The sequence below is a fragment of the Streptomyces sp. NPDC018000 genome (assembly GCF_044328025.1).
GTDB lineage: Bacteria > Actinomycetota > Actinomycetes > Streptomycetales > Streptomycetaceae > Streptomyces.
Window position 1 is genome coordinate 54,905 of the sequence record NZ_JBIRGM010000014.1, and the last position, 18,748, is coordinate 73,652.

At 68.6% G+C, this 18,748-nt stretch carries 18 protein-coding genes and 3 pseudogenes; 12 read left to right on the forward strand and 9 right to left on the reverse strand.

Translation table 11 applies throughout. From position 1 onward, the window contains the following. Positions 1-89: 89 nt before the first annotated feature. A complete protein-coding gene (locus tag ACH4EW_RS24420) occupies positions 90-371 on the forward strand; it encodes a dsRBD fold-containing protein (protein ID WP_398260231.1) in 282 nt (93 codons plus the stop codon). A 170-nt stretch (positions 372-541) separates the two neighbouring features. Here ACH4EW_RS24420 and ACH4EW_RS24425 read toward each other — a convergent pair whose 3' ends face one another. The 5 genes from ACH4EW_RS24425 to ACH4EW_RS24445 are packed head-to-tail and all read right to left on the reverse strand — an operon-like array spanning position 542 to position 5,153. After that, complete coding sequence (locus tag ACH4EW_RS24425) at positions 542-1,921, reverse strand: Ni/Fe hydrogenase subunit alpha (RefSeq protein ID WP_398260233.1); 1,380 nt, start codon at positions 1,919-1,921, stop codon at positions 542-544. Continuing rightward, positions 1,918-2,700, reverse strand: coding sequence for an oxidoreductase (locus tag ACH4EW_RS24430; RefSeq protein WP_398260235.1), 783 nt, complete (start codon positions 2,698-2,700; stop codon positions 1,918-1,920). The genes ACH4EW_RS24425 and ACH4EW_RS24430 overlap by 4 nt, the downstream gene beginning before the upstream one ends. A gap of 1 nt (position 2,701) precedes the next feature. Then, the gene (locus tag ACH4EW_RS24435) at positions 2,702-3,538 is read right to left on the reverse strand and encodes an FAD/NAD(P)-binding protein (RefSeq protein WP_398260237.1); all 837 of its coding nucleotides are present in this window, start codon (positions 3,536-3,538) and stop codon (positions 2,702-2,704) included. Continuing rightward, positions 3,538-3,996, reverse strand: a complete 459-nt coding sequence (locus ACH4EW_RS24440; RefSeq protein ID WP_398260239.1) for a cyclic nucleotide-binding domain-containing protein — start codon at positions 3,994-3,996, stop codon at positions 3,538-3,540. The genes ACH4EW_RS24435 and ACH4EW_RS24440 overlap by 1 nt, the downstream gene beginning before the upstream one ends. Then, complete coding sequence (locus tag ACH4EW_RS24445) at positions 3,993-5,153, reverse strand: 4Fe-4S dicluster domain-containing protein (RefSeq protein WP_398260241.1); 1,161 nt, start codon at positions 5,151-5,153, stop codon at positions 3,993-3,995. The genes ACH4EW_RS24440 and ACH4EW_RS24445 overlap by 4 nt, the downstream gene beginning before the upstream one ends. Before the next feature lie 178 nt (positions 5,154-5,331). Between ACH4EW_RS24445 and ACH4EW_RS24450 the strand changes: the two genes are divergently transcribed. Both ACH4EW_RS24450 and ACH4EW_RS24455 read left to right on the forward strand, forming a co-directional pair. Next, on the forward strand, positions 5,332-5,835 hold the full coding sequence (locus ACH4EW_RS24450) for a hydrogenase maturation protease (protein ID WP_398260243.1): 504 nt from the start codon (positions 5,332-5,334) through the stop codon (positions 5,833-5,835). Between the two features lie 176 nt (positions 5,836-6,011). Continuing rightward, positions 6,012-6,218: pseudogene (locus tag ACH4EW_RS24455) on the forward strand (transposase); the annotation flags it as partial. 298 nt (positions 6,219-6,516) lie between these two features. Here the strand turns inward: ACH4EW_RS24455 and ACH4EW_RS24460 are convergent. Then, a complete protein-coding gene (locus tag ACH4EW_RS24460) occupies positions 6,517-7,392 on the reverse strand; it encodes a universal stress protein (protein WP_398260245.1) in 876 nt (291 codons plus the stop codon). 454 nt (positions 7,393-7,846) lie between these two features. Next, positions 7,847-8,326, reverse strand: a pseudogene (locus ACH4EW_RS24465) (CBS domain-containing protein); the annotation flags it as partial. Positions 8,327-8,475: 149 nt separating this feature from the next. On the opposite strand from ACH4EW_RS24465, the gene ACH4EW_RS24470 reads away from it, so the two are divergent. From ACH4EW_RS24470 to ACH4EW_RS24505, 8 genes and pseudogenes are all read left to right on the forward strand, one after another. After that, positions 8,476-8,787 carry a DUF1918 domain-containing protein gene (locus ACH4EW_RS24470; RefSeq protein WP_398260410.1) on the forward strand — a complete coding sequence of 104 codons (312 nt, stop codon included), beginning with the start codon at positions 8,476-8,478 and terminating at the stop codon, positions 8,785-8,787. A 531-nt stretch (positions 8,788-9,318) separates the two neighbouring features. Then, positions 9,319-9,702: pseudogene (locus ACH4EW_RS24475) on the forward strand (CBS domain-containing protein); the annotation flags it as partial. A 158-nt stretch (positions 9,703-9,860) separates the two neighbouring features. Continuing rightward, entirely contained in the window at positions 9,861-11,663 is a 1,803-nt protein-coding gene (acsA, locus tag ACH4EW_RS24480) for an acetate--CoA ligase (protein ID WP_398260247.1), read from the forward strand. A gap of 13 nt (positions 11,664-11,676) precedes the next feature. Beyond that, on the forward strand, positions 11,677-12,744 hold the full coding sequence (gene pdhA / locus ACH4EW_RS24485) for a pyruvate dehydrogenase (acetyl-transferring) E1 component subunit alpha (RefSeq protein ID WP_398260249.1): 1,068 nt from the start codon (positions 11,677-11,679) through the stop codon (positions 12,742-12,744). Next, positions 12,741-13,742, forward strand: coding sequence for an alpha-ketoacid dehydrogenase subunit beta (locus ACH4EW_RS24490; protein WP_398260251.1), 1,002 nt, complete (start codon positions 12,741-12,743; stop codon positions 13,740-13,742). The genes pdhA and ACH4EW_RS24490 overlap by 4 nt, the downstream gene beginning before the upstream one ends. A gap of 1 nt (position 13,743) precedes the next feature. Beyond that, complete coding sequence (locus tag ACH4EW_RS24495; protein WP_398260253.1) at positions 13,744-15,090, forward strand: dihydrolipoamide acetyltransferase family protein; 1,347 nt, start codon at positions 13,744-13,746, stop codon at positions 15,088-15,090. After that, entirely contained in the window at positions 15,087-15,338 is a 252-nt protein-coding gene (locus tag ACH4EW_RS24500; protein WP_398260255.1) for an acyl carrier protein, read from the forward strand. Before ACH4EW_RS24495 ends, ACH4EW_RS24500 begins: the two co-directional genes overlap by 4 nt. Positions 15,339-15,419: 81 nt before the next feature. Further along, a complete protein-coding gene (locus ACH4EW_RS24505; RefSeq protein ID WP_398260257.1) occupies positions 15,420-15,797 on the forward strand; it encodes a BON domain-containing protein in 378 nt (125 codons plus the stop codon). Between the two features lie 78 nt (positions 15,798-15,875). Here ACH4EW_RS24505 and ACH4EW_RS24510 read toward each other — a convergent pair whose 3' ends face one another. Then, positions 15,876-16,331: an Hsp20/alpha crystallin family protein gene (locus ACH4EW_RS24510; RefSeq protein ID WP_398260259.1), complete on the reverse strand. Its 456-nt coding sequence runs from the start codon at positions 16,329-16,331 to the stop codon at positions 15,876-15,878. Positions 16,332-17,641: 1,310 nt separating this feature from the next. Between ACH4EW_RS24510 and ACH4EW_RS24515 the strand changes: the two genes are divergently transcribed. Next, entirely contained in the window at positions 17,642-18,289 is a 648-nt protein-coding gene (locus tag ACH4EW_RS24515; protein WP_398260261.1) for a CBS domain-containing protein, read from the forward strand. A 227-nt stretch (positions 18,290-18,516) separates the two neighbouring features. Here ACH4EW_RS24515 and ACH4EW_RS24520 read toward each other — a convergent pair whose 3' ends face one another. After that, on the reverse strand, positions 18,517-18,663 hold the full coding sequence (locus tag ACH4EW_RS24520) for a universal stress protein (RefSeq protein WP_398260263.1): 147 nt from the start codon (positions 18,661-18,663) through the stop codon (positions 18,517-18,519). Positions 18,664-18,748 lie beyond the last annotated feature (85 nt).

Here is an 18,748-nt window from a genome sequence, read left to right on the forward strand (position 1 = left end):
CCGCGAGGAGAGGCGACATGCCGCCGCCGATCAAAGGCGACGCGCCTCCCAGGCAGCCTGGAGTACTCAGCGGAAGGAAGTACCTGACCATGACCCGACACACCAGCACCGAGAAGCCACGCACCAAGCAGTGGATCGTGCGTCTGGACCTCTTCGAGGAAGGTGACCTCACCAAGGTTCATGCCATCCTCGACACCGGTGACACCACCCTTCAGAGCCGCACCTCCGCCCGGCGCAACCCTCACGACGCACTCGTCCCCGAGATCGGCGACGAGTACGCTGCCGGCCGGGCCCTGATCGACCTCGGCAATCAGCTGCTCCGCGCCGGAAGTACGGACGCCGCGCCGAGCGACCTCACCGCCCCCGGGTGAACGGGCATCGAGAACAGCCGCCCTGCGGGCGAGCCACAGGAGATCCGCCACGACCGTTCCCGGCCCGTGGAAGTGTCCCTCCTCTCGACCGCCGCCGGGGTGTCGGACCGCCGCTGTACAACAGTCGGCCGTGCCGCTTCTGCGAGGCGTCCGAGTCCTCGGTGGGGGCGTCAGCAGCCGTTTCGGGTTCGCTCGACGGTGAGGTCGAGAAAGTGGGCCGAGCATGAGATGCAAGGGTCGTGATTGCGGATCGCCCGTTCGCACAGGGCGGTCAGCTCCGCATCGGTGGGGTCGCCGTCTGCCAGGCGTTCCTGCACGATGCGGCGGAGGTCCTCCTCGATCGCGCCGAGGTTCTGCACGGTCGGCGGGATCAGGTTGGCGTCGGTGACGGTCCCTTCGGCGTCGAGGGTGTAGCGGTGGTAGAGCAGGCCGCGCGGCGCCTCAGTCGCCCCGTGCCCCGTTCCGGCGCGCGCGGGCACGTCGACGTAGGGGTGCGGTGGGGGTTCGTAGGCGTCGATGATGCGCAATGCTTCGTCGACTGCGTAGAGCACCTCGACTGCTCGGACGATGATGCTGCGGAAGGGGTTTCGACAGACGGTGCCCTGTCGGGGGTCGCCGAGTCCGGCGTCGTGGGCGGCCTGGAGGGCGATCGACGAAAGCCACCGGCCGTTGATGGCGTATCGGGCGAGTGAGCCGGTGAGGTGGCGGCGGTCGTCCAGCAGGGAGTGGAGGGCCGTGGAGTGGAGCACTTGGTTCTCGGCGACGTGGGCACCGAACTCACGGACCTCGAAGGTACGGAGGGGCAGCGCGCGGTCGGATCCGGGGGGAAGGCCTGCGGTGTGCGGCGCGGGCATGACGGTCGGGGTGCCGGACTCGATCGCGTAGGTACCGGGCTCGGACAGGGCGAACAGGTCGTTTTCGCATCCGGCGTCGGGGAACTCGAAGCCGGCCACCCAGCGTACGGTTTGGGTCGCGTCGTCGCGGGCCCGGCGCAACCGCTCGGCCAGCGGGCGCAGTTCGTTCGTGGTCGGGATGCGGTGGAATCCACCGAGTCGCACGTTGACCGGGTGGATCGCCCGGCCGCCCAGCAGTTCGAGAATCGCGTTGCCGGCCTGCTTGAGCCGAAGGCCGCGTTCGACGTCGGCACGTCGGGTGCGGGCCATGTCGATGATGCTGTCGCAGCCGAGGAAGTCGGGCGCGTGGAGGAGGTGGATGTGCAGTGTCTGGCTCTCGATCCACTCACCGCAGTAGAGCAGTCTCCGTAACGCGGCCAGTTGTCCTTCCACGACGACGCCGCAGGCGTCCTCGACCGCGCGGCAGGCGCTCAGCTGGTACGCCACCGGGCAGATCCCGCATACCCGGGAGGTGATGTCGGGCGGCTCGGTGTAGGAACGTCCGCGCAGGAATGCCTCGAAGAAGCGCGGGGGTTCGTAGATTGCCAGTCGGGCCTCGGTGACCTCGGCGCCGTCCATGCGCAGGTACAGTGCGCCCTCGCCCTCGACGCGGGCGAGCGATCCGACGTGCAACACCCTTGAGCCGCGGTGGGTCACCCTTCCAGTTCCTTCCGGGAGGCCGCGTCGAACTCGGGGGCGGCGGTGTTGAAGGTGCGCAGTACTCGCACCACGTCGAGAGTGTCCATGCCATCGCGGCGCAGAAGGGGGATGAACGAGAGGAAGTTGGTCGAGTTCGACGGGCCGAAACAGCCGTAACAGCCGCGCCCGTACGCGGGGCAGAGCGCACCGCATCCGGCGTGGGTGACCGGCCCCAGGCAGGGCGTGCCGTGGGCCACCGTCACGCAGACCGTGCCGCGCTGCTTGCACTCGAAGCAGACACTGTGCGCGGGTACGTCCGGTTCACGGCCGGCCAGGTAGGCGGTGATGACCTCCACCAGTTGGCCACGGTCGATGGGACAGCCGCGCAGTTCGAAGTCCACAGGAACATGGGCACTGATGGGTGTGGAGGTGGCGAGCGTCTCGATGTAGTCCGGTCTGGCGTAGACGGCGGCCTGGAAGTCGGCGACGTTCGCGTAATTGCGCAGCGCCTGGACGCCTCCGGCGGTCGCGCACGCCCCGATGGTCACCAATCTCCTGGAGTCGGCCCGGATCTGCTGGATCCGGTCGGCGTCCTGCCGGGTGGTGACCGATCCCTCGACCAGTGACAGATCGTACGGGCCCGGGGCGTCGGCACTGGAGGCCTCCAGGAAGTGTGAGATCTCCACCTTCTCGGCAATGCCGAGGAGTTCGTCCTCGCAGTCCAGCATGGTGAGCTGGCATCCGTCACATGAGGCGAACTTCCAAACGGCGAGTCTGGGACGCTCACTCGCGGTCATGTCACAACTCCCTGACCAGGAGTAGGGATCGGGCTTTGGTCCAGCCGACCACGGGGCCGTCGCGGCAAAGCAGGAGGGGGCCGAGCTGGCAATGCCCGCAGTGGGCGGTGGCACACTGCATATTGCGTTCCAGCGAGACCCGGATCCGCTCCGGATCGATGCCGCGGTGCACCAGCTCGCCGGCTGTTGCCCGGATCATCGGCTCGGGGCCGCAGATGAACGCCGACGACGCCCCGGGATCGAAGGCAGCCCGGTCGAGCAGAGTCGTCACCACGCCGACCTCGCCCCGCCACAGCTGGTCCGGGCGGTCCACGGTGGTCAGGACCCGGGCAGTCGACCGCCAACCGCGAATCTCCTCCCCGTAGAGCAGCTCGTGGGGCGTGCGCGCTCCGATGAGGACGTTCAGCCTTCCGTACCGCTCGGGTGCGGCCATCGCGTCGCGTACGAGCGGGCGCAGCGGCGCCAGGCCGATACCGCCGGCCACGACGATCAGGTCCGTCCCGGTCGCGGCGGGCAGTTCCCATCCGGTTCCGAACGGTCCGCGCACTCCGACCGTGTCACCGCGCCGCAGGGCGTGCAGTGCGCCGGAGGTCACCCCGACCGTGCGGACGGTGTGCGTCAGCCGGTGCCTGTCGATCCCGCTCACCGACAGCGGGATCTCACCGACGCCGAAGGCGTACACCATCGCGAACTGCCCCGGAGCGGCGGGCTGGAGAGCGGAGCGGACCGGCTCCAGGGTGATCGTGGCGGTGTCGGAGGTCTCGGCCTCGCGTGCCACCACCCGGTACGGGACGGGCACAGTCGACGGGCGAGCGGTTGATGTCTCGGGAGTCGTCATCATGCCTCGCCGACGTCAGGAGGCCCGTACAGGTCGAGCAGGCGGAGGCGGGTGGACTTCAGCCGCCGGGCGATCACCTGCGCGACGCAGTTGGTCAGCGCCAGGCCGAACGCGGGATCCTCCTCACACGCGGCACGGACTCGCTCCGCGTCGAACTCGGACGCCGAGACGGTGCTGCGGGCCTGCGCGCCGAGGTGCCAGCGATACGGCTCGAACAACCAGGACCAGCCGAGCAGATCGCCTTCACCGAGGGTCTCCACGACTGCCGCGGACCGGCCCGGGATGTGGATGTCGAGCGCGACGAGCCCGGAACGGATGATCCAGAACCTGTCGGCGACGCCGCCCTCCTCGAAGATGCGGGTGCCACCGGGGAAGGAGACATCGCGGGCAGTCGCGACCAGGCGCTCGCGGTGGCCGAGCGACAGGGCGCCGAGAAAGCCGTGGCGGACGACGGTCATGCCGGGTTCTCCCCCGGCTTCTGCCCAGCGGCCCCCCGTTCCAGGTTGAGCGCGTGGGCCTCCTCGGTGATGTCGATGCCGACCGGGCACCACACGATGCAGCGTCCGCAGCCGACGCACCCGGAGCTCCCGAACTGGTCGTACCAGGTGCCGAGTTTGTGGGTGGCCCACTGCCGGTACCGGCTGCGCGAGGAGTCGCGGACCGGGCCCGCCTGGAGGTGGGAGAAATCCAGATCGAAGCAGGACTCCCAGCGCCGCCACCGCTCGGCGTGGTCACCGGTGAGGTCAGTGACGTCCTCCGTGGTGGTGCAGAAGCAGGTCGGGCAGACCATGGTGCAGTTTCCGCAGGTCAGGCAGCGGGCCGCGACGTCGTCCCAGCGCTCGGCCGTGAGAGTCTCGCGCATCAGCACCTGCAGGTCCACCAGCGGCATACTGCGCCCCATGCGATCGGCCGCGTCGGCGACACGCTCACCGGCCGCGGTCCGGGTCGCGGCGTCGGCGGGGCGGCGGGGCAGCTCGGCCAGGACCGACTGCCCCTCCTCGCTCCCGGCCCGTACCAGGAAGCGGTGGCCATCGGCATCCAGCACCTCGGTCAGCGCCAGGTCGTAACCGGGCCCGACGGCCGGCCCAGTGCCCATGGACACGCAGAAGCAGGTGGCACCCGGATCGGTGCATTCCACCGCTACCAAGAAGGCCCTCTTACGACGTCCGCGGTAGGCCGTGTCACTGTACGTCCCGCCGGTCAGCACCCGGTCCTGGACCGCAATGGCCCGCAGGTCGCAGGGGCGCACGCCGAGGAACGCGTACGACGGCGGTGACGTCCGGTCCTCCGTCACCACCAGCTCGCCGTCGGTACCGCGATCGGCGGTCCACTGCCGCTCGCGCGGCGGGTGCAGGAACGTCTTCCAGGACTGAGGGCCCGCGCTGTGTGCGAACGCGGCGCCGTCCTGGCGGGCACACAACCGGTAGACGCCTGCCTCCAACTCGACTCCCCAGCCGTAGGGAAGTTCCGCACCACCGGAGATCTCGGACAGCACGATCGCTCCGTCCCGTACGGTCGGTCCCACAACCGTACGGCCACGCCCGGCCAGCACTCCGATGAGCACGTCCAGGCCGGCCTTGTCGATCACCGCAGCCGTGCCGTCGTCGTCCGCCATCGCGCCCACCTTCCGACACCGCCGATGATGTTGTCCCGGCCAGTATGTGCACGGGCCTGCTGCCTGGCCTGGGCCGACCGGGCCCAGCATGGTCCGGGTGGCTGTGTCCGTACCCCGTACGGACCCCGCACGGGCCCGGCAATGGTGGCGAGCCCGTACAACGGGAAGAGGCAAGCGTGTGAACCTCGCCACGCGAACTGCCGTCATCGGTGTCGGGAACGACTTCCGCCACGACGACGGTGTGGGCTGGGCTGTCGTGGCCCGGCTGGCGGAACAGGCCGAGAAACGACCACTGCCGAGCGGGGCCGCCCTGTTTGTGTGCGACGGCAACCCCGCCCGGCTGATCACACTGTGGGAGGGCGCCGGCCTCGCCATCGTGGTGGACGCCGCACACGCACATCCCGCACATCCCGGTCGGCTGCATCGCCTGGAACTGGACGGTGGGCAGCTGCCGCGGACAAGCGGTGCGACAAGCTCCCACGGGCTCGGGCTCGGCGACGCCGTCCGGCTCGCCCGCGAGCTGGGCCGGCTGCCCGGACAGCTGGTCGTCTACGCCGTGGAAGGAGCAGACAGCAGCCTGGGCAAAGGCCTGTCGGCATCTGTCGCAGCCGCCGTGGTACCGCTCGCCGATCGGATCGCGGAAGAAATCGAGCACCACTGGGGTTCTGTCCGCACCCGATAGACCGGAACCAGCCGGGTTCGGCGCTCGGGGAGGGAGACAGCGTGGTCGTGGCCGGCCTTGCCGGAGGACAGCCGACTTTTACTACGAATGCAGCTTTCTACTAATGCAGGGAAGCTGCTCCCCCGACGGCCCATGCCACGCCACGCGGATCCGGACCTCAGCAACGTGACGATCGGTTGCCGTTACGAACTCGTCGACGGGCCCTGCCCTGGGAGCTGCCCGACCTTTCGGTCGTCGCCGACGCCGGATACGGTGACGCCACCGGCTTTCGCGAGGGCCTGACCGAGCGCGGCCTGACCTACGCGGTCGCGGTCAAAGCCACCACGACCGCGCACCCCGGCGACGCCACACCCGAGCGCCCGCCGCACTCCGGGCAGGGCCGCCCGTGTCCGCCTACCACCAACCGCACACCACCCTGCGCGCCCTGGCACTGGCCGTGGGCCAAGCGGCTGCCCGCACCGCCACCTGGCACCAGGGCAGCAAGGCCACCAGACGCAATCCGAACGCCGAGATGCGCTCGCAGTTCCTGGCCCTGCGGGTCCGACCGGCCAACCGCACCATCCGCCGCGCCACCGACGGCTCCCTGCCCGACTCGGCGCCATGGCCAAGTGCACGGTGGCCTGCGCCAGGGGAGGCGGGCCTCGGGCGGTCAGCGCGTTGGCCCTGTGTGGCTCCCTCGCGTCAATCGTGGGGGACGACCGCGACAGGGCAGCGTGCGTGATGAATGGCGGCCTGCGCCACGGGCCCCAGGGGTGGAGCCAGGGCACGATGGTGCTGACGTCGGCCGACGACGAGCAGATCGGCACCCTCGGCGGCCCGTACGACAGCCTTGGCGGGGCTTGCAAGTGCAGTGCTGTCGGTGACGTCCACCTGCGGGAACCTGTCACGCCAGGGGCGGAGGGTCTGGCTGAGGAGCTTCTGTGCGTCCTGAACGATTCCTTTCGTCACGTCATGGTCCGCGCCCCAAGGCACGTACGCGTCCACCGGCAGGCTCCGGCCGTGGACGGCCCGAAGAGGCATACCTCGCGCAGCAGCGGTCTCGAAGGCGAATTGGAGCAGGTCGTCGCAGGGTCCGTGCAGTTTGAGCGCCGCCACCACGCCGCGTGTCGCGGTTCGAGTGGGCTGGGGGCCGTCTTCACCGGTACTGGCTCGCACCAGAACCACCGGCCGCTCGGAGCGTGCCACGACGGGCATGCTGATGTCGCCGAGGAAATAGCTCTCGACGGGTACCAGCCCCCGCGAACCGAGCACGATCATCTCGGACTCCGACGCCGCTCGCAGCAGCGCGTGCTCGGCATCGTCGGCGACCAGGCTGCCGACGACGGCGAGGCCCGGGTGGTGTGCCTGAAGCTCTGCCCGCGTGTTGTGCACGATCCGCCTCGCCCAGTAGTTCTGATCCATCTCGGCGGGAATGCGGGTCGGTTCCGGCACCAGCAGAGGCCATGCGTGCAGCAGGCGCAGCGTGAGCTTGCGCCGCTCAGCTTCGTCGGCGGCCCAACGGGCAGCGGCCAGGCTCTCGGGTGAACCGTCGAGGCCCACGGTGACGACTGGCTCCATGACAACTGCCTCCGTCTCGCAAGAAGCAGGAACGACGGTGTGGGAGCCGCCCTTCCGCACTGCTGTTGGCCCCTGTGCCCCCCTTCCAGGGCGTGGAGGACGACGGCAGAGGATCGACGGGGTGAGTATCTGCGCAGACGCGCCGGGCACGGGCTCACTTCATTCGACAAGTACCCCAGATCCTCCGGTGGCGCATGCGGAACCCGGCGTGGCGCTCGGGGAGGAACCCGGTCCGCGCGCGGCAGACGGGAGGTGGCGCACGTTCCGGTGGTTGCGCACCGACGGGCCCGGCCGATGGAAGAATCCTCCGGCCGAAGCGCTCCGGCACGGTGGGCGGACTCCCCCGGACGGGGCTGCTCCGGCCTCGCGGCGTGAGACGGTGAAGTGATCTCGGAACAGGTATGCGGTGGCACGGTCGTCGGCCTTGTGGACAGACAGCAGCGGCACGACAGCCTCACGTGCCGGTGGTGGAACTCCCGACGTCGTCGGTCCGGTAGGCCAGGTGCTCGGTGACGGACACCACACCGTCGACGCTCCGGCACAGCCGTTCGATGATGGGAATCAGGCTCTTGAACTCGACGGGGCCGCTGAGCACGACCTGCCCCTGCCGGACCTCAACCGTCACCGCCGAGGGACCGAGGCCTAGCGTCTACTGCAGCACGTCCCGGTTGATTTCCTCACGAATGGCATCGTCGTGGCGCAGGAAGACCCGGAGCAGGTCGCTGCGGCTGACGATGCCCAGCAGTTTGTCCGTCTCGTCCACGACGGGCAGGCGTTTGACGTTCTGCACTTCCATGAGGCGGGCCGCCTCGACCACGGTCCATTCCGGGCGCGCGCACACCGCGGGAGCCGACATCAGCTCCTCCGCTCTGGCACCCTCGGCCTTGGCCCGCTCCCACACCTCCATGTGCGGGACCGGCGACAGGCCGGACGGAGATCAGGAACCAGACGCCCACGGTTGAGCCGACCAGGCCCGTCTTCGGGGTCGGTGGGCCCCGGGAACGGCCCACTCGGCCCCACAGCAGCGGCACGCCGCGCGTGACAGTTTGAGTACAGCAAGACAATGAGGAAACGGTGACGATCATGCGAGCTCATCTCGGCGATCATCTTGTTGTCGAAAGTCCGGCTACCGGCGCCAGCAGGCGCGACGGCGAGATCGTCGGACTCCACCATGAGGATGGGACCCCTCCCTACGACGTGCACTGGTCGGACACCGACCATGTGTCGCTCGTGTTCCCAGGTCCCGACGCCCATGTCCGTCACCTTGAGCACGGGGCCGGGAGTACCCAGGAGTCCTTCCGGTCGAGCGCGAACGATCCTGGTGCCCGGTCCACCAGGATCGGTTCCGACGTGGCACCCGGCCCCGGGCGGCATCGGCCGAAGTATCGCCGTTGAACGCGGGCGACAGGGCTCGCCAAGCAGACACAGCCCGCCGCGGCAGAAAGATGCCGGGAAACCTGGGCCCGTCAGGCAGAACCGGCGTAGCCGCGCCGTCCCGGGTAGCGTCTTCGAGGAGCAGCCACCACCGCAATATCCGCAGGTCGTGCGTGTCCTGGCCGACGACGGCGGGCTCGTAGAAGCAGGCCCGCTGCCCACGCCGGGCGTACGCCTCACCGCCCCTGGAGACGATCCTCGGGACGGCCGCCAGGGTCTCGATTCACGTCGGCCCTGCGGGCCCTGGGGCAAGAGGGCCGTTCAGGACCACCCCGGGGCCCAATGGACCTGACAGGGAATCCTGCCGTGCCCGGATGCCCAGACTCCCGAGCCTGGTCCGACCAGCCCCGGCCAAGACCCGTTCGGCCCTCCTCATCCGGGCACGGCCCGGCAGATCGTGGTTTCTGAACAGCACGCGGGCGCTGCGTCCGTGCGAGTCCTGGCGAGACGGCAGGGGGTGCCGCGATGAAGCGCATCAAAGTGGGCGACCTGATGACCGACGAGGTCGTCTCGGTCGTAGCGGTCACCTCCTTCAAGGAGGTCGCGAAGCTGCTCGCGCAGCACAACATCAGCGGACTGCCCGTGCTGGACGACAAGGACCGGGTCGTCGGCGTCGTCTCCGAGAGCGACCTGCTGAGCCGACAGGCGGCGGGGCATCCCGTGACGGGCGACGCCCCTGACGCCGCCACCAGGACCGTGGCCTCGTCGGAAGGCGAATTCACCGCTGCCGAGATCATGTCGGCACCGGCCGTGACCATCCACGCGCAGCAGACCGCACCGGACGCCGCCCGGCTGATGACACGCAGCGACGTCGAGAGGCTCCCGGTGGTCGACGACGAGGACCGGCTCGTCGGCATCGCCACCCGCCGGGACCTGCTGCGCCTCTTCCTGCGACCCGACGCGGAGATACGACGACGCCTCGTCGAGGACGTACTCCTGCCCGCAGAGCCGAGAGGACGCTGCTGCGATCGACGTCATGCCGAGGCGCCGCAGTACCCCGTCGAGGATTCCGGAGCGAGGACAAGGACCCGGCCATGGACCATCGCATCATCCACAAGCAGCCCGGGTCCGGCGCCGCCTTCATGCTCCAGGACTATGACCGGATCCGCACCGAATTCACCTGGGACGAAGCGCGGTCGCAACTGGCCGGACTGCCCGGTGGCGGGCTCAACATGGGATACGAAGCCGTGGACCGTCAGGTGGCCGCGGGCCTGGGCGCGCGCGAGGCGCTGCGCTGCATAGCAGCGGACGACACGGTCACCCGTATCAGTTATGACGAGCTCGCCGGACTCACAGCGCGCTTCGCCAACGCGCTCACATCCATGGGGGTGGCCCGGCAGGAAATGGTGTTCACGCTCCTGGGCCGCTGCCCCGCGCTCTACGCGACAGTGCTGGGCACGCTGCGCAGCGCCCGCGTGCTGTGCCCGCTGTTCTCCGCGTTCGGCCCGGAGCCCGTACGCCAGCGGCTGGAACTGGGCGGCGCCCGGGTTCTCGTCACCACGCAGGAACTGTACCGGCGCAAGGTGGAGGAGAACAGGCACCGCCTGCCGCGTCTGGAACACGTACTGCTCGTCGGCCCCGTCGAGGATCCGCCGCCCGGGACGGCCACATTCGCCGAGGCCATGAACCAGGCGTCGCAGGAATACACCGTCCCTCCGACCGACCCGGAGGACATGGCCCTGCTCCATTTCACCAGTGGCACCACCGGGTCGCCCAAAGGCGCCGTCCACGTACACGAGGCCGTCGTCGCCCATCATGCGACAGCGGGCTTCGCACTCGACCTTCGCCCGGGCGACATCTACTGGTGTACGGCGGATCCCGGGTGGGTGACCGGCACCTCGTACGGAATCGTCGCTCCGCTCACGCACGGGGTGACTCTCGTGGTGGACGAGGGCGAGTTCGACGTACACCGCTGGTACCGCATCCTGGACGACCAGAGGGTCACGGTCTGGTACACAGCACCGACCGCGATCCGCATGCTGATGCGCGCCACCCCCCGGGAGGGGAACAGGCAACTGCCGGGGTCGTACGACCTGTCGGCCCTCCGCTTCATCGCGAGTGTGGGCGAGCCGCTGAACCCCGAAGCCGTCCTTTGGGGGCGTGACGTTCTCGGTCTGCCGATCCACGACAACTGGTGGCAGACGGAGACGGGCGCCATCATGATTGCCAACTTTGCCTCCAGCGACATCCGCCCGGGCTCCATGGGACGCCCCCTGCCCGGAGTCGAAGCCGGCCTTCTCGAACGTGGCGAGGACGGCCGCGCCGAGGTCACCAACGGCCATGTACGCGTGATCGACGAACCGGGCATCGAAGGAGAGCTGGCACTGCGTCCGGGCTGGCCGTCTATGTTCCGGGGCTATCTGCACGAAGAAGCCCGCTACGCGGCCTGTTTCGTGGACGGCTGGTACCTCACGGGCGATCTCGCGAAGCGAGACCAGGATGGTTGGTTCTGGTTCGTGGGCCGCGCCGATGACGTCATCAAGTCGGCAGGCCACCTGATCGGCCCATTCGAGGTGGAGAGTGCGCTCATGGAGCACCCCGCCGTCGCGGAAGCTGGCGTCATCGGCCGCCCGGATCCTGTCGTGGGTGCGGTCGTCAAGGCATTCGTGTCGCTGCGGCCGGGCCACGCACCCGGCATTCCCCTGAAGCGAGAACTTCTCGCGTTCGCACGACAGCGGCTGGGGCCCGCAGTGGCTCCCAGGGAGATCGAGTTCGAGCAGAACCTCCCCAGGACGCGCAGCGGCAAGGTCGTGCGCCGGGTGCTGCGCGCCCGAGAGATGGGACTGCCCGAAGGAGATCTGTCCACGGTCGAGAAACCCGGGGCGACTGACTCGTGAGAAAGGTACGACGATGAGCAGCACCACCACGCGGACCGACGGACGAGCCCGTCCGGTCGCACGCAAAGGCACGCGCAAGAAGGCGTCCACCACCGCCGCCCGCAGTGCTCCCGAGTCCGATCATCGCCTTTCCCTCCTCCGGCAGATGCTCGTCATCCGCCGATTCGAAGAACGGTGCGTCGAGCTGTACAGCAGTACGAAGATCCGCGGGTTCGTGCACCTCTACATCGGTGAGGAGGCTGTCGCCGTGGGCGTCAACGAGGCTCTGTGCGAGGAGGACGCCGTGGTGTCCACCTACCGCGAGCACGGGCACGCTCTGGCCCGTGGGGTGCCCGCCGACGCGGTGATGTCAGAGATGTACGGCAAGATCACCGGCTGCAGCCACGGGCACGGCGGTTCCATGCACCTGTTCGACGCAGACCGCCGCTTCTACGGTGGCAACGCGATCGTGGCCGGCGGACTGCCCCTGGCGGCCGGGCTCGCACTCGCCGACCGGATGCGCGGCAGCATCCGTGTCACCTGCTGCTTCTTCGGTGACGGCGCCTTCGCGGAAGGTGAGTTCCACGAGACGGCCAACCTTGCGGCACTGTGGCGGCTGCCCCTGCTGATGGTCTGTGAGAACAACCTGTACGCGATGGGAACGAGCCTGGCCCGTGAACACGCGCAGACCAACCTCGCGATGCGTGCTTCGTCCTACGGTATGCCCGCCTGGAGCGTCGACGGCATGGATGTGCTCGCTGTCGAAGCCGCCGCCCGCCAGGCCACGGAGTCCATACGGGCGGGCAACGGACCGCACTTCCTCGAAGCGCAGACCTACCGGTTCCGCGCCCATTCCATGTACGACCCGGACCGATACCGTGCCAAGTCCGAAATCGAGCAGTGGAAGGGACGCGACCCGGTCCAAGGGCTGGCCGGCCGGATGCGTTCCGAAGGACAGCTCGGTGACCGGGAGATGGAACAGCTGGAACAGGACGTGCTCGGTATTATCGAGCGGGCCGTCCAGTCGGCGGAGGACGCGCCGGTGGAGCCTGTTGCGGACCTGCTCCGCTTCGTGACGAGTGAACCCGGGGGTGCCTCGTGAACACGCGCCGGGCGCCCGCAACGGTTCCCTCACCGACCACGTACCGGGAAGCGATCCGCGAAGCCCTGCGCGACGCCCTGCGCGACGAGCGCGTCTTCCTCATGGGCGAGGACGTCGGCAAATACGGCGGATGCTTCGGCGTCAGCCTGGGACTCCTCGAAGAATTCGGACCCGACCGGATCCGGGACACTCCGCTGTCGGAGTCCGCGTTCGTCGGCGCGGGCATCGGTGCCGCGCTCGGCGGGATGCGGCCCGTGGTCGAGATCATGACCGTCAACTTCAGCCTCCTCGCGCTGGACCAGATCCTCAACAACGCGGCCACTTTGCTGCACATGTCCGGCGGGCAGCTGAGCGTACCCGTGGTGATTCGCATGACCACCGGAGCGGGACGGCAACTCGGCGCCCAGCACTCGCACAGCCTGGAGGGCTGGTATGCCCACATCCCCGGCATCCGCGTGCTCGCCCCCGCGACCCTGGACGACGCGCGGCACATGCTGGCGGCCGCCCTCTGCGACCCGGACCCGGTATTGATCTTCGAGCACGGCAGCCTCTACAACGCAGCGGGCGTCCTGGATCCCACCATTGACGCCGTCGACCTCGACAGTGCGGCAGTGCGCAGGCCCGGCACGGACGTCTCCGTCATCACGTACGGTGGATCGCTGCCGAAGGCCCTGGCCGCCGCGGATGTCCTTTCGGGGGATGGCATCAGCGCGGAAGTCCTCGACCTGCGCGCCCTGCGCCCGCTGGACGATGCCACCGTCATGGAGTCCGTGGGCCGCACTCACCGGGCCGTGGTCGTGGACGAAGCGTGGCGCAGCGGCAGTCTCGCGGCGGAGATTTCGGCCCGCATCATCGAGCAGGCCTTCTACGAGCTCGACGCTCCCGTGCAGCGGGTATGCAGCGCGGAAGTCCCCATCCCCTATGCCCGGCAGCTCGAAGAGGCGGCGCTGCCCCAGCCCGCGTCCATCGTGGACGCTGTGCGCCTGGCGGTGAGCTGACATGGCCGAGTTCACCATGCCTTCCCTGGGCGCGGACATGGACGAGGGCACTCTTGTCGAATGGCTGGTCGGCCCGGGCGACACCGTGGCGAAGGGGGATGTCGTCGCGGTCGTGGAAACGGCCAAGTCAACCATCGAGGTCGAGTGTTTCGACTCGGGTTCCGTCAGCGCTCTCCTGGTCTCCCCGGGTACCACTGTGCCGGTGGGCGCCCCTTTGGCAGTCATCGGCCCGGCGGCCGAGCCCTCTGTCCACACCGACGCGCAACAGTCGACCAGGCCGTCTCCCGACTTCCCTCCGGCCTCCGTTCACGCGGCCGCTCCGGCCGACGAAACCGTGTCGACACCTTTGGTGAGGCAACTGGCGCGGCGGAACGACATCGACCTGTCCACCGTGCGCGGTTCGGGCAAGGGCGGCCAGATCACCCGCGCCGACGTCGAGGAGGCAGTGACGCGGCTGCCGTGCCGGATCCCGGCATCGCCGCTGGCCCGCCGTCTGGCGCAGTCGATGGACGTGGACCTGAGGCAGGTTCGGGGTACGGGACGGAACGGCACCGTCAGAGCCGACGACGTGCGTGCCGCAGCGGAGCATCGTGCGCCCCGTGCCCACGTCCGCCGCCCACCGGTGGCGGCACAGGCGACGTCCCCGATCCGCCCGTCGGCCGGGCCCGGCTCCTCCGGCGCAAGGGGACCGACCGCGCGTTCGGCGATCTCCGCGCTGATGTCACGCGCCAACCGCGATATCCCCCACTACTACCTGTCCACGACGATCGATCTCGCGGCCGCCATGACGTGGATGCTCGGCCGGAACGCGAACAGCCCCGTGGAGGAACGTCTCGTGCCCGCGGCCCTGCTGCTGAAGTCCGTCGCAATGGCCGCACGGCAGGTCCCGGAGCTGAACGGTCACTGGAAGGACGATGCGTTCGTCCCGGCCAATGACGTGCGGCTCGGCGTCGCTGTGTCCCTGCGCGGCGGTGGCCTGGTGGCACCGGCGCTGGCGAACGCCGACAGCCTGCTCCTGCCGGAGCTGATGAAGACCCTCAGGGATCTGGTCTCGCGGGCCCGTGGAGGGCGTCTGCGTGCCTCGGAGACCGCTGACCCCACGCTCACGGTGACGAACCTCGGTGACCAGGGCGTGGAGACCGTATTCGGGGTGATCTACCCCCCGCAGGTCGCGCTCGTGGGCCTGGGGTGTGTCGTCGAGCATCCTGTTGCCGTGGACGGGATGCTCACTGTGCACCCGACCGTGACCGCCACGCTTTCCGCCGATCACCGCGCGAGCGACGGTGCGACCGGCGCGCGCTTCTTGACGGCACTCGACCGAATGCTCCAACGACCGGAGGAACTGTGAACCACGACGAGGCACTCGAATTGACCGAGCAGGTCCTGACAGACGTGGTGCCTGGCGCCGACCTGGCCTCTCTCTCGCCCGACGAGAATTTCCGGATCGGTCTGGAGATGGATTCGCTGGACTTTCTCAACTTCGTCGAGGCGCTGAGCGGGCGCACGGGCCTTCCCCTTCCCGAGACGGACTATCCCTCGCTGAACACGCTCAACGGCTGCGCGGACTACGTAGCCTCGCACACGCCAACCGCTTAGAACGGGGCTGATCGGCCCCCGTTCTGGTCCACATTCGGGCGGTGCCGCCGAAGCGTCAGCCGCGCCGACCTGCTGCGCCCCATGCTCCGCCGAGACGACGCCATATGCGATGAAATCGTCGACGAGGTACTGGGCCACACTCTCCGCATGACACCCGGCGGCGTGACGGTAACCGTCCAGGAAGGATTCGTCACCCTGAGCGGCAGAGTCGGCGAGCGATCAACCGTTCCCATCGCCCAGGAGCTGCGCGAGCTGTTCATGACTCGGCTCATCCCGGCGGGCTCGGCAGCCGTGTACGTCCACGTGTCCGACGGCACCGTCCACCTGAACGGCACCATCCCCGATCCGTCACTCAGTGACGTGCTGGTTCAGGTCGCGCGCACGGTGCCGGGAGTCGTGGACGTGACGGCCCGGCTCGACGCCGAAGTTCCGGTCAGGACTGTGCGTGACACGGGATGACATCAGAGCATGTGTCAGCGCCGCGTGTTGTTCCGGTGCGTGCGTCGAGGCCGGCGCCACGGTTCAGGGGGCAGGTCGTCACGACTCGCCTTGCCCGCTGGTCGTGACTCTTTTCACGGGGATGCTGCGTGTGGTCTCGGCCGTCTCGGGTTCCATCTCCACACGCACGGTGAGGATGCCGTCCTCGTATTCTGCCTCGACTCTGTCGGACGGAATCTGGGCCGGTAGGCGCACGGTGCGGTGGAAGGAGCCGTAGCGGAACTCCGAGTGGTCCTTTTCCTCCTTGCTCTCGGCGTGTTCGGCACTGACAGTGAGGGTGTCGCCCTCGGCCGTGATGTGGATGTCCTTCGCGGGGTCCATCCCGGGAAGCTCGGCCCGCAGCGTGTACTGCCCCTCCTGGCTGGTCACCTCGATCGGGATCGGGTGGATGTGAGGCATCGGCCGCCATATCGGGAAGCGAGGAAAGTCGCTTCCGAACCAGTCGGTGAGGTCGGGGAAAATGCTGCGCCTGCGCTCCATCTGGGATCCGGACATGATCTCCTCCGTTTCAGCGCCTCAGCGGTGCCTCTGTGCGGTGTCCAATTTCGTTTGCCGTCGCTGGACGACAGGCCCGCTCGGGTCTGTCGGGTTCCGAATGGGGCCGTTCGGTTCTCCCCACGCGGGTTCAGTTCGGCAGCGGCCACGTGCTGTTTCACCGTGGCGACGCTGTCCGGTGTCACTGAGATCGAGTCGGTCGAGGTGACCCTCGGAGAGCTGCTCGATGACGCAACGGTTGTGCTCGTCCACCCCTTCGGGGCGCAGCAGCCTCATGGGGGTGGGCCTTGACCTCGTCCGGCACGGCTCCTGCGTGCAGTCTTCCTATCTGCGCTGCGATCCGTGCACGCAGCCCGTGGCTGTCGTACGCGTCCGCCGTCGTCGTGAAGCCAGGAGGCACCCGCACGCCCGCAACGGCCAGGTGCGAACATCTCCCCCAGCAAGGCTTTCTTGCCACCGACACGGCCGACATCCTGCCGGCCGAACTCCGTGAAAGGTACGACGCGTCGCGTCATTGCCATGATGCCCTCCGCCGTATGTGCGATGTCCGCGGGCTTCAGTAGCGCATCAGTCGACCGGATGGGGTTCGCAGATCCAGCCGCGCGGGCTTGCGGGGCTGTCGCGGCTTGATCTGGGTCCGGATGCGCTGCATCGCTGTCACCCTCTCGGGAAGCGGAGCCCGGAAACCGTCCGACTTCCACGATCGCCCCGGAAACATCATCGTCGCAGTGCCGAGTGGGCCAAAGCTGGGAGGGACCGAACGGCCCATGGCCGGGTTCGGCTCGGATGTGGTGTCCGCCGGACCACGACGGCTTCGCGAAACAAGGGCGCGCAACGGCGAAGAGGAGGCGAACAGTCGGGTCATGACCGGTGCGGTTTCGCCGCCGCGCAGCAGTCGAGCCCGGCTTTTTCAGCGGCGCTCTGTCACGGTGGCGGAGGGCGCCGTGGATGACGGACGGCAGGACTGGGCTCGCCGATACGAGGTCGGGAACGAGTCGATGACGACGGGCAGTGGCCTGGTGTCACCCAACGCCAGCACGGTGTCGAGACACTCCTTCCAATGGGCTGGACAGCGGTCGCGCCCAGGCCCGGGGAGGCCGTCCTCGTCCGCTGACCGGCGCCGGACGGCCTTCGCGACAGAACACCGTAAGGCCCCATCCCGGTGCGTAGCTGCGAGACAGGGATGAGAGGCACACGATGAAAGCCATGGGGCCCTCGCTCGTCGCGCTTTCGACTTCATGGCCGTGTCGGACCTGTTCACCCATGCGGCAGCAGTTGGCCGCTCATCCGCATCCGCCGAGGAACCTGCCATGACCTCCGCCCGGTACACCGTCAACGACGTCATGACGAAGAACGTCGTCACCGTCTCCCCTGACACGGAATTCAAAGAGATCGCTGCCCGCATGGAACAGTGGAGGGTCGCCGCAGTGCCCGTCGTCGAAGGCGAGGGCCACGTCGTCGGCATCGTCTCCGAAGCCGATCTGCTCTCCAAGGAGGAATTCCACGAGCACAGGATCGGCTTGATCGAGCAGATGTACCGCCCGGGCGACACCGCCAAGGCCGGCGCGGTCCGGGCCGAGGAACTGATGACGAGTCCCGCCATCACCGTGAAACCCGATGTGCCCCTCCCACAAGCCGCCCGGCTGATGGCCGACCGGCGCATCAAGCGTCTCCCGGTCGTCGACGCCGACGGCAACCTCAAGGGCATCGTCAGCCGCGCCGATCTCCTCAAGATCTTCCTGCGCTCCGACGACGAGCTCGCTGCCGAAATACGCCACGAAGTCGTCAACCGGCTGTTCCCCGCCTCGTCCGTGAAAGTCGGCGTCACCGGGGGCGTGGCCACGCTCACCGGCCGTGTCCGCAACCCCGACCTCATTCCCGTCGCTGCCCGTCTCGCTCAGTCCGTGGAAGGAGTGGTCGGTGTGGACTGCCGACTCGTAGAAGAACCATCCGACTGAGCCCGGCAACAAACGTGCCCTCACCGAGGAGCCATCCGGTCCGCATCAAGGAAACGAACGACCCCTATGTACTGGACAACGGTCCGCTCCATGCTGAAGTCATCGGCCGTTTCCGTCTTCCTGGGAGGGCCACCCACGCCGCGCCGAGGAAGGGGGCAAACTCTCTGAGCCGCAACGCTTTTGGTCGGCGGCGGCCTGTGGGGGACTACCGTACGCCGCCGCGCTGTTCAGGCTCCGTGACCGGACCCGCGGACCACGACAACGAAGCACGGAGCGTGCTGCACGCAGTGCTGGCCGACCGACCCCAGCAGCGCCTCGCTAAATCCGCCGTGTACGAGCTTGCCCAGGCGTTCCACCTCATCTCCCGGGTGCATGTGCCACAGCTGGCGGTTGCCGTGGGGTGCGAGGCGCTGTCAGTGGTGTGCTTCGCCGCTGTGCCCCGTCGGCTGCTGCTGGCGG

Bases quoted from the DNA above. Each gene is read 5' to 3' on its own strand.
- ACH4EW_RS24420 (WP_398260231.1), top strand. From the start codon at position 90: ATGACCCGACACACCAGCACCGAGAAGCCACGCACCAAGCAGTGGATC.
- ACH4EW_RS24430 (WP_398260235.1), bottom strand. From the start codon at position 2,700: ATGACCGCGAGTGAGCGTCCCAGACTCGCCGTTTGGAAGTTCGCCTCA.
- ACH4EW_RS24435 (WP_398260237.1), bottom strand. From the start codon at position 3,538: ATGACGACTCCCGAGACATCAACCGCTCGCCCGTCGACTGTGCCCGTC.
- ACH4EW_RS24440 (WP_398260239.1), bottom strand. From the start codon at position 3,996: ATGACCGTCGTCCGCCACGGCTTTCTCGGCGCCCTGTCGCTCGGCCAC.
- ACH4EW_RS24445 (WP_398260241.1), bottom strand. From the start codon at position 5,153: ATGGCGGACGACGACGGCACGGCTGCGGTGATCGACAAGGCCGGCCTG.
- ACH4EW_RS24460 (WP_398260245.1), bottom strand. From the start codon at position 7,392: ATGGAGCCAGTCGTCACCGTGGGCCTCGACGGTTCACCCGAGAGCCTG.
- ACH4EW_RS24470 (WP_398260410.1), top strand. From the start codon at position 8,476: ATGCGAGCTCATCTCGGCGATCATCTTGTTGTCGAAAGTCCGGCTACC.
- acsA (WP_398260247.1), top strand. From the start codon at position 9,861: ATGGACCATCGCATCATCCACAAGCAGCCCGGGTCCGGCGCCGCCTTC.
- pdhA (WP_398260249.1), top strand. From the start codon at position 11,677: ATGAGCAGCACCACCACGCGGACCGACGGACGAGCCCGTCCGGTCGCA.
- ACH4EW_RS24495 (WP_398260253.1), top strand. From the start codon at position 13,744: ATGGCCGAGTTCACCATGCCTTCCCTGGGCGCGGACATGGACGAGGGC.
- ACH4EW_RS24505 (WP_398260257.1), top strand. From the start codon at position 15,420: ATGCTCCGCCGAGACGACGCCATATGCGATGAAATCGTCGACGAGGTA.
- ACH4EW_RS24510 (WP_398260259.1), bottom strand. From the start codon at position 16,331: ATGTCCGGATCCCAGATGGAGCGCAGGCGCAGCATTTTCCCCGACCTC.
- ACH4EW_RS24515 (WP_398260261.1), top strand. From the start codon at position 17,642: ATGACCTCCGCCCGGTACACCGTCAACGACGTCATGACGAAGAACGTC.
- ACH4EW_RS24520 (WP_398260263.1), bottom strand. From the start codon at position 18,663: ATGCACCCGGGAGATGAGGTGGAACGCCTGGGCAAGCTCGTACACGGC.